Source organism: Streptomyces viridosporus (genome assembly GCF_002078235.1).
In the GTDB taxonomy this organism is placed as follows: Bacteria; Actinomycetota; Actinomycetes; order Streptomycetales; family Streptomycetaceae; genus Streptomyces; species Streptomyces viridosporus.
The window spans coordinates 1-8,693 of the sequence record NZ_MSGP01000397.1; the positions used below are offsets into that span (position 1 = coordinate 1).

An 8,693-nucleotide genomic window follows, 5' to 3' on the forward strand; every position below is an offset into this window, starting at 1 on the left:
GGGGAGTACGGCAACGACCTGCCGCCCTCCGACCGGAACATGGCGATGGTGTTCCAGAACTTCGCCCTGTACCCGAGCATGAACAGCCGCGACAACATCGGTTTCCCGCTGCGCATCGAGGCACCCGGCGTCGACCCGGGCCCCCGGGTGAACGCCACCGCCCGCATGCTGGGCATCGAGGACCTGCTCGACCGCTTCCCCGCCCAGCTCTCCGGCGGTGAGCGCCAGCGTGTCGCCATGGGCCGGGCCATCGCCCGCCACCCCTCCGCCTTCCTGATGGACGAGCCGCTGTCCAACCTGGACGCCAAACTCCGCAACCGTCTGCGCGCCGAGATCTCCCGGCTCACCCGGGAGTTGGGCGTCACCACCGTCTACGTCACCCACGACCAGGCCGAGGCGATGTCGCTCGGGGACCGCGTCGCCGTCCTGCGCGGCGGCGTCCTCCAGCAGATCGGCAGCCCCCGCGCGGTGTACTCGCTGCCGAGCAACGTCTTCGTCGCCGCGTTCATCGGCACCCCGCGCATCAACCTGCTGCGCGGCCTGGTCCGCGCCCCGCTCGACGGGGCGATGACCATCAGCCTGGGCAAGCAGTTCCTGCGGCTGCCCGAGCCCCTCTGCCTCGACCACCGGTTGCTGCGCGTGCAGCAGGGCCGCGAGGTCATCGTGGGCCTGCGTTCCGAAGCCGTGCGCATCGCCGGACCCGCCGCCGCCCGCCCCGGCGAGGTGGTGCTCACCGGCCTGGTGGAGCACATGGAGTTCCAGGGCCACGAGCTCCTCGTCCACTTCAACACCGGCTCCCGGCCCGCCGTCGTCCCCGAACTGGAGGCGCCGCACCCCCGGTCGGACCGCCCGGCCCGGCGCCGCCGCCGCGAGGGCAGGGTCCTGGAGCGCCTGCGGGAGCGGGCCGGCGCACTGCGCGCGGGGTCCGTGGCGACGCTGGAGCAGCCCGGACCGGCGGAACCGGCACCCGCCCGCGCGGAGCCGCGCGTGCCGGGCGACCTCATCGTCCGCACCACCCCCGACCTCCACCTCCGGCACGGCATGCAGGTGCCGCTCCTGGTCGATCTCGCCCACCTGTTCGTCTTCGACCGGCACGGCGAACGCATCTGCCCGAACCCGGAACGCCTGCCCGACCTCGGGGAATGACACCGGCGCGCGCCCCGGCCCCGGAACGGGGCCGCCCACTCCGGGGTGTCCCTCTGGCGCACATAAATTAGCGCCGCTAGTTTATGTGCCGGACGACAACGCCCCGCTCCCGGAGGAAGCGCGATGAAGGCACACGACGGCATGTACATCGACGGCTCATGGCGCCCCGCCGCCGGCCCGGACGTGATCGAGGTCGTGAACCCGGCCGACGAGCAGGTGATCGCCACCGTGCCCGCGGGCACGGTGGAGGACGTCGACGCCGCCGTGCGCGCCGCCCGCGCCGCCCTCCCGGCCTGGGCCTCCACCCCGCCCGCCGAGCGCGCCGCCCGTCTGACCGCCCTCCGGGACACGCTGGTGGCCCGCCAGGACGAGATCGCCCGGACGGTGACCGCCGAACTCGGCGCGCCCCCGAAGCTCGCGCAGGCCGTCCACGCCGGCCTGCCGATCGCGGTGGCGGGTTCGTACGCCGAACTGGCGGCCACGTACGCCTTCGAGGAGCGGACGGGCAACTCCACGGTCCTCCACGAGCCGGTCGGCGTGGTCGGCGCGATCACGCCCTGGAACTACCCGCTCCACCAGATCGTCGCCAAGGCCGCTCCGGCCCTCGCCGCCGGCTGCACCCTCGTCGTCAAGCCCGCCGAGGACACCCCGCTGACCGCCCGGCTCTTCGCCGAGGCGGTGCACGCGGCCGGGATCCCGGCGGGCGTGTTCAACCTCGTCACCGGCCTCGGCCCGGTGGCCGGCCAGGCCCTCGCCGAGCACCCGGACGTCGACCTGGTCTCCTTCACCGGCTCCACCGCCGTCGGCCGCCGCATCGGCGCGATCGCCTCGGGCATGGTCAAGCGGGTCGCCCTCGAACTCGGCGGCAAGTCCGCCAACGTCATCCTGCCGGGCGCCGACCTGGCCCGCGCGGTCAACGTCGGCGTCGCCAACGTGATGTCCAACTCCGGTCAGACGTGCAGCGCCTGGACCCGCATGCTGGTCCACCGGGACCGGTACGACGAGGCGGTGGAGCTCGCCGCGGCCGCCGCCGCGAAGTACGGCGACCGCATCGGCCCGCTCGTCAACGCGGGGCAGCTCCAGCGCGTGCGCGGCTACATCGAGAAGGGAGTGGCCGAGGGCGCCCGCCTGGTCGCCGGCGGCCCCGAATCCCCGCGCGAGAAGGGCTACTTCGTCAGCCCGACCGTCCTCGCCGACGTCACCCCGGAGATGACCGTCGCCCAGGAGGAGATCTTCGGCCCGGTCCTGTCCGTCCTGCGCTACGAGGACGAGGAGGACGCCCTGCGCATCGCCAACGGCACCGTCTACGGCCTCGCCGGCGCCGTCTGGGCCGGCGACGAGGCGGAGGCGGTGGCCTTCGCCCGCCGGATGGACACCGGGCAGGTCGACATCAACGGCGGCGGCTTCAACCCGCTCGCGCCCTTCGGGGGTTACAAGCAGTCGGGTGTGGGCCGCGAACTCGGCGTGCACGGCCTGACCGAGTACCTCCAGACCAAGTCCCTCCAGTTCTAGGGGAGTCGTATCCGTCATGGCTGTTCGTGCCGCCGTCCTGCCCGCCGTCGGCTCACCGCTGGAGATCACCGGCGTCGACCTGCCCGAGCCCGGCCCCGGCCGGGTCCGCGTCCGGCTCGCCGCGGCCGGGGTCTGCCACTCCGACCTGTCCCTGTCCAACGGCACCATGCGCCTGCCGGTCCCGGCCGTCCTCGGCCACGAGGGCGCGGGGACGGTCGTCTCCGTCGGCGAGGGCGTCACCCACCTCGCGCCCGGCGACGGCGTCGTCCTCAACTGGGCGCCCTCCTGCGGCACCTGCCCCGCCTGCGCGCGCGACGAGGTCTGGCTGTGCGCGGGCGCCCTGGACGGCGCCGCCGAGGTGCACGCCCGCCGCGCCGACGACGGCACCGAGCTGTACCCCGGCCTGAACGTCGCCGCGTTCGCCGAGGAGACGGTGGTGCCCGCGTCCTGCGTCCTGCCCGCCCCGGACGGCGTCCCGCTCACCGACGCCGCCCTGCTGGGCTGCGCCGTGCTCACCGGCTACGGCGCGGTCCACCACTCCGCCAGGGTCCTGCCGGGCGAGACGGTCGCCGTGTTCGGCGCCGGGGGAGTGGGCCTCGCCGCTCTCCAGTCGGCCCGTCTCGCGGGCGCGTCGACGATCGTCGCGGTCGACGTCTCCCCGGAGAAGGAGGAACTGGCCCGGTCCGCGGGCGCCACCGACTACCTCGTCGCCTCGGACACCACCGCCCGCGAGATCCGCGCCCTCACCGGGAAGCAGGGCGTGGACGCGGCCGTCGAGTGCGTCGGCCGGGCGAGCACCATCCGCACGGCCTGGGACTCCACCCGGCGCGGCGGACGCACCACGGTCGTCGGCATCGGCGGCAAGGACCAGCAGGTCACCTTCAACGCCCTGGAGATCTTCCACTGGGGCAGGACCCTGTCCGGCTGCGTCTACGGCAACTGCGACCCCGCCCGGGACCTCCCGGTCCTCGCCGGGCACATCAGGGCGGGCCGCCTCGACCCGGGCGCCCTGGTGACCGAGCGGATCACCCTGGACGGCATCCCGGCCGCCTTCGACACCATGCTCGCCGGCAAGGGCGGACGAGCCCTGGTGGTCTTCTAGGGGGCGCCGCACGCCCCGGTCCCCAGGGGGACCGGGACGCGCGGGGAGGCGTTCGTCGTGCTCCCGGAGCCGGGAGGGGGAGCGGCGGGAAGGCCCGCGGACCGCGGACGCGGGGCCGGCGCCCGCCGGTCACCGCAGGACCGCCGCCCCGATGCCCAGCAACTCGGACAGCGCGCGCTCGCCCGTGTCCGTCACCCGCACCGCGCGCCCGGAACCGATGCGCACGCACCACCCCGCCCGGAGGGCGTGCCCGCACAGGGCCGCGCCCGCGGCCCCGGCGAGGTGGGGCCGGCGTTCCGTCCAGTCCAGGCAGGCACGGGCCAGGGGGCGCCGGCCGCGGCGGTCGAGGGCGATGCCGGCCGCGTCGAACCACCGCAGACCGGCGTCGGTGAGCGCGAACCCGGTGTCCTGGCGCAGCAGCCCGCGCGCGGTGAGGGCGTCCGTGACGGCGATGCCGAGCCGGCCGGCCAGGTGGTCGTAACAGGTGCGGCCCCGGGCCATCGCGGACCCCGCGCCCGCCTGCCGCAGGGTGCGCGGCCGCCGGACGTCGCCCGGGGCGACCCGCGCGGCCAGGTCCTCCACCAGCTGGGCGGCGGTCGCGTCGGCCAGCCGCACGTACCGGTGCCGCCCCTGCCGCTCCTCGGCCAGCAGCCCGCCCGCGACGAGCCTGCTCAGGTGCTCGCTCAGCGTCGACGCGGCGACACCCGCGTGCCGCGCCAGCTCACCCGCCGTCCAGGCGCGCCCGTCCAGCAGTGCCAGCAGGCACACGGCCCGGGTCTCGTCGGCGATCAGCCCGGCCAGCCGCGCCAGCCCGGCGGCCCGGGGGTCCCTCGTGGTCATGCCCTCCAGCATGGGGCACGGATGCTTCGGCGCCCGCCGAAGCATCCGTGCCGCCGGGCGCCGCGGCCCGCCCCTACGCGGTGCCCCGCACCTGCTCGTACTGGAGCGCCAGCCCGTCCAGCAGCGCCGCCAGCCCCGTCTCGAAGGCCCGCTCGTCGATCTTCTCCTGCTGCTCGGCGAGCAGATGGGCCTGCCCGAGGTGGGGGTAGTCGGCGGGGTCGTAGGCGCTGGCGTCGTCCACGAAGCCGCCCGCGAAGGAGCCGAGCGCGGAGCCCATGATGAAGTACCGCATCAGCGCGCCGATGGAGGTGGCCTGCGCGGGCGGCCAGCCGGCCTCGACCATCGCGCCGTAGACCGCGTCGGCCAGCCGCAGCGCCGCCGGCCGGCGGCCGGGACCGCGGGCGAGGACCGGCACGATGTTGGGGTGGTCGCGCAGCGCGCTCCGGTAGGACACCGCCCAGTCGTGCAGCGCGGTCCGCCAGTCCCGGCCGTCCTCGAACATCGACAGGTCGACCAGCGCGCTCACCGAGTCGGCGACCGCCTCCAGGATCTCGTCCTTGGTGCGGAAGTGGTTGTAGAGGGAGGGCCCGCTGACCCCCAGTTCCGCGGCGAGCCGCCGCGTGGAGACGGCCGTCAGGCCCTCCTGGTCCACGAGCGCACGGGCCGCCTCGACGATCCGGTCGGTGCTGAGCAGGGGCTTGCGCGGTCGGGCCATGGCGCACATAGTAGGGCTCACCCCGTAAACTAGCAGTGCTAATTTACGGGTACGGATCTCGAGCGGCTTTCACATGGGGTGACGCGGTATGAACCTGGAGCTCAGCGAGGAACAGGAGGCCGTCCGGCGGCTGGCCCGCGACTTCGTGGAGCGCGAGGTGGTCCCGCACGCCACCGCCTGGGACCGCGCCGAGGAAGTCGACCGGGGCATCGTCGAGAAGCTCGGCGCGCTCGGGTTCCTCGGGCTCACGATCGACGAGGAGTACGGCGGCTCGGGCGGCGACCACCTCGCGTACTGCCTGGTCACCGAGGAACTGGGCCGCGGCGACTCCTCGGTGCGCGGCATCGTCTCGGTCTCCCTCGGCCTGGTCGCCAAGACCGTCGCCGCCTGGGGGAGCGAGGAGCAGAAGCGGACCTGGCTGCCGGGGCTCACCTCCGGCGCGTACGTCGGCTGCTTCGGCCTCACCGAGCCGGGCACCGGCTCCGACGCCGGCAACCTCGCCACGCGCGCGGTGCGGGACGGCGACGACTACGTCGTCAACGGCACCAAGATGTTCATCACCAACGGCACCTGGGCCGACGTCGTCCTGCTCTTCGCCCGCTCCGCCGACGCCCCCGGCCACCGGGGCGTCTCCGCCTTCCTCGTCCCCGCCGACGCCCCCGGCCTGACCCGCCGTGCCGTGCACGGCAAGCTCGGTCTGCGCGGCCAGGCCACCGCCGAGCTGGTCCTCGAGGACGTGCGGGTGCCCGCCTCCGCGATGCTGGGCCCCGAGGGCAAGGGCTTCTCGGTCGCCCTCTCCGCCCTCGCCAAGGGCCGCATGTCGGTCGCGGCCGGCTGCGTCGGCATAGCCCAGGCCGCCCTGGACGCGGCCGTGCGGTACGCGGGGGAGCGCGAGCAGTTCGGGAGGACCATCGCCCACCACCAGCTCGTCCAGGAGCTGATCAGCGACATCGCCGTGGACGTCGACGCGGCCCGGCTGCTGACCTGGCGGGTCGCCGACCTGATCGACCGGGGGAGGCCCTTCGCCGTCGAGTCCTCCAAGGCCAAGCTCTTCGCCTCGGAGGCGGCCGTCCGCGCGGCCAACAACGCCCTCCAGGTCTTCGGCGGCTACGGCTACATCGACGAGTACCCGGCCGGCAAACTCCTGCGCGACGCCCGCGTGATGACCCTCTACGAGGGCACGAGCCAGATCCAGAAGCTGGTCATCGGCCGTGCGCTGACCGGGGTCTCGGCGTTCTGAGTACGGGACTGAGTACCTGAGCGGATGTGGTCGCGGCCACATCCGGCGACCCTGGTCCCCATGAGCGACACACCGGTCAAGCAGCAGAGCACGGCGGCCTTCTACGGCCAGGCCGTGGCGTCCTTCGCGGTCGCCCTGGGAGCCACCGCGGTCGGTATCTTCAACCTCCAGGCCGATGCCTGGGTCCGCGCCTTCCTGGGCATCGCGGTCCTGTACCTCGTCACCTCCGCCTTCACCCTGGCCAAGGTCATCCGCGACCGCCAGGAGGCCGGGCAGATCGTGAACCGGGTCGACCAGGCGCGCCTGGAGAAGCTGCTCGCCGAGCACGATCCCCTGCAGAAGCTGTGAGGGCTCGCTAAGCGACCGCTCACCTTTGCCGGTATGGTGTTTCCCCTGCCAGCGAATGGGGTGAGCGATGAGTACGGCGGAGGAGACGGCCGGCGGTGAGGCGCAGCCGTGGGGTGAGGTCACGCCCGATGCGGCCCGACGGCTGCTGCTCGCCGCCGTCGAGGCGTTCGCGGAGCGCGGCTACCACGCCACGACGACCCGTGACATCGCGGGCCGCGCCGGGATGAGCCCGGCCGCGCTCTACATCCACTACAAGACCAAGGAAGAGCTGCTCCACCGCATCAGCAGGATCGGCCACGAGAAGGCCCTGGAGGTCCTGCGCACGGCGTCCCGCGCCGAGGGCAGCCCGACCGAGCGGCTCGCGGGCGCCGTCAGCTCCTTCGTCCGCTGGCACGCGGGCGGCCGCACCACCGCCCGGGTCGTGCAGTACGAGCTCGACTCGCTCGGCCCCGAGGCCCGCGCCGAGATCCGCGAGCTGCGCCGGCAGGTCGACGCCGAGGTGCGCGGGATCATCGAGGAGGGGGCGCGCTCCGGCGAGTTCGACATCGTCGACGTGCACGGCACCACCCTCGCCGTGCTCTCCCTCTGCATCGACGTGGCCCGCTGGTTCAAGGTCGACGGCCCCCGCACCCCCGAGGAGGTCGGCGCGCTCTACGCCGACCTCGTGCTGCGGATGGTCGGGGTCACGGACCCCGGCGCCACCCGGAAGTAGTCGTTCGGCCGGCCGGGGCGGTCCATCGCGCACAAAGCGCCGGGCGGGGACGCCGGTAGCGCACGCCGATCCGGCGCACCCCTCCCGCGCCTGCGCCGCGTGCGGGCACGTCGACCGGGCGGGACCGGGTCTCCCGGGCCCGGTGCGCGCGCCGGGCCCGCGGACGCGTCGGTCACGCGGACGCGCCGGGCCCGCGGACGCGTCGATCACGCGGACCGCGACGGCTCCCGCGACATGCGCGCCCGAGCACGGGAGCCGTCTCGCGCACGGGAGCCGTGGCGGCGCGGGGGCGGGTCAACGGCCCTCGCCCCGCCCCCCCCGGCACCGGCGGGACGGGCCGGCCGCGGACGCGGCACCACCGCCGGTGACGCCCGTCGTGCGAGCCCGGGACTCAGGCCCCGGGGCGTTCACAGGTAGTAGCGGGCCACCGACTCGGCCACGCACACCGGCTTGTCGCCGCCCTCCCGCTCCACGGTGAAGGCGGTGGCCACCTGGACGCCGCCCGGCACCTCGTCGACGCCCGTGATCGTCGCGGTGGCGCGCAGCCGCGAGCCGACCGGGACGGGGGCCGGGAAGCGCACCTTGTTCGTGCCGTAGTTGACGCCCATCCTCACGCCCTCGACGGAGATCAGCTGCGGACCGAAGAGCGGCAGCAGGGACAGCGTCAGGTACCCGTGCGCGATGGTCGTCCCGAAGGGCCCCGCGGCGGCCTTCTCCGGATCCACGTGGATCCACTGGTGGTCCCCGGTGGCCTCGGCGAACAGGTCGATCCGCTTCTGGTCGACCTCCAGCCAGTCGGTGTACCCCAGCTGCTCGCCCACCGCCGCCTTCAGGTCGTCGACGGAGGTGAAGATCCTCGGCTCTGCCATGTCCCGGCCTCTCGCGTCACGTAGTCGCAGGCGCATCCGTGTGCGCATGTCTAAGCAACTGCTTAGCATGGTTGGCGGTGCGGCCCCTGTCAACGGACCGGGCGGCGGACGGGGTCGGTAGGGTTCGAGGAGTGCACCGGATTCCAGAGAAGATCCACGAGCTCACGGTCGGCCAGCTCTCCGCCCGCAGCGGCGCCGCCGTCTCCGCC

9 protein-coding genes and 1 pseudogene are annotated in these 8,693 nt (G+C 74.3%); 7 read left to right on the plus strand and 3 right to left on the minus strand.

The window, feature by feature from the left end; all coding sequences use genetic code 11:
- The 3 genes from B7L92_RS26650 to B7L92_RS26660 all read left to right on the plus strand — a co-directional run.
- A partial coding sequence (locus B7L92_RS26650; protein WP_081239929.1) for an ABC transporter ATP-binding protein occupies window positions 1-1,146 on the plus strand: 1,146 nt, incomplete at its 5' end.
- Between the two features lie 123 nt (window positions 1,147-1,269).
- Window positions 1,270-2,658, plus strand: coding sequence for an aldehyde dehydrogenase family protein (locus B7L92_RS26655; RefSeq protein ID WP_081239930.1), 1,389 nt, complete (start codon window positions 1,270-1,272; stop codon window positions 2,656-2,658).
- A 16-nt stretch (window positions 2,659-2,674) separates the two neighbouring features.
- Window positions 2,675-3,760 carry a Zn-dependent alcohol dehydrogenase gene (locus tag B7L92_RS26660; protein WP_016826955.1) on the plus strand — a complete coding sequence of 362 codons (1,086 nt, stop codon included), beginning with the start codon at window positions 2,675-2,677 and terminating at the stop codon, window positions 3,758-3,760.
- A 129-nt stretch (window positions 3,761-3,889) separates the two neighbouring features.
- Here the strand turns inward: B7L92_RS26660 and B7L92_RS26665 are convergent, their stop codons facing one another.
- Window positions 3,890-4,612 carry an ArsR/SmtB family transcription factor gene (locus B7L92_RS26665; RefSeq protein WP_081239931.1) on the minus strand — a complete coding sequence of 241 codons (723 nt, stop codon included), beginning with the start codon at window positions 4,610-4,612 and terminating at the stop codon, window positions 3,890-3,892.
- 61 nt (window positions 4,613-4,673) lie between these two features.
- Window positions 4,674-5,315, minus strand: a complete 642-nt coding sequence (locus B7L92_RS26670; protein WP_081239935.1) for a TetR/AcrR family transcriptional regulator — start codon at window positions 5,313-5,315, stop codon at window positions 4,674-4,676.
- 88 nt (window positions 5,316-5,403) lie between these two features.
- On the opposite strand from B7L92_RS26670, the gene B7L92_RS26675 reads away from it, so the two are divergent.
- The 3 genes from B7L92_RS26675 (at window position 5,404) to B7L92_RS26685 (ending at window position 7,615) form a co-directional block, all read left to right on the plus strand.
- The gene (locus B7L92_RS26675) at window positions 5,404-6,555 is read left to right on the plus strand and encodes an acyl-CoA dehydrogenase family protein (protein ID WP_081239932.1); all 1,152 of its coding nucleotides are present in this window, start codon (window positions 5,404-5,406) and stop codon (window positions 6,553-6,555) included.
- A gap of 60 nt (window positions 6,556-6,615) precedes the next feature.
- Window positions 6,616-6,903, plus strand: coding sequence for a YiaA/YiaB family inner membrane protein (locus B7L92_RS26680; RefSeq protein WP_004990161.1), 288 nt, complete (start codon window positions 6,616-6,618; stop codon window positions 6,901-6,903).
- Between the two features lie 67 nt (window positions 6,904-6,970).
- Window positions 6,971-7,615, plus strand: coding sequence for a TetR/AcrR family transcriptional regulator (locus B7L92_RS26685; protein ID WP_081239933.1), 645 nt, complete (start codon window positions 6,971-6,973; stop codon window positions 7,613-7,615).
- Window positions 7,616-8,022: 407 nt separating this feature from the next.
- Here the strand turns inward: B7L92_RS26685 and B7L92_RS26690 are convergent, their stop codons facing one another.
- On the minus strand, window positions 8,023-8,484 hold the full coding sequence (locus tag B7L92_RS26690; RefSeq protein ID WP_081239934.1) for a MaoC family dehydratase: 462 nt from the start codon (window positions 8,482-8,484) through the stop codon (window positions 8,023-8,025).
- A gap of 86 nt (window positions 8,485-8,570) precedes the next feature.
- On the opposite strand from B7L92_RS26690, the pseudogene B7L92_RS42720 reads away from it, so the two are divergent.
- Window positions 8,571-8,693: pseudogene (locus B7L92_RS42720) on the plus strand (redox-sensitive transcriptional activator SoxR); the annotation flags it as partial.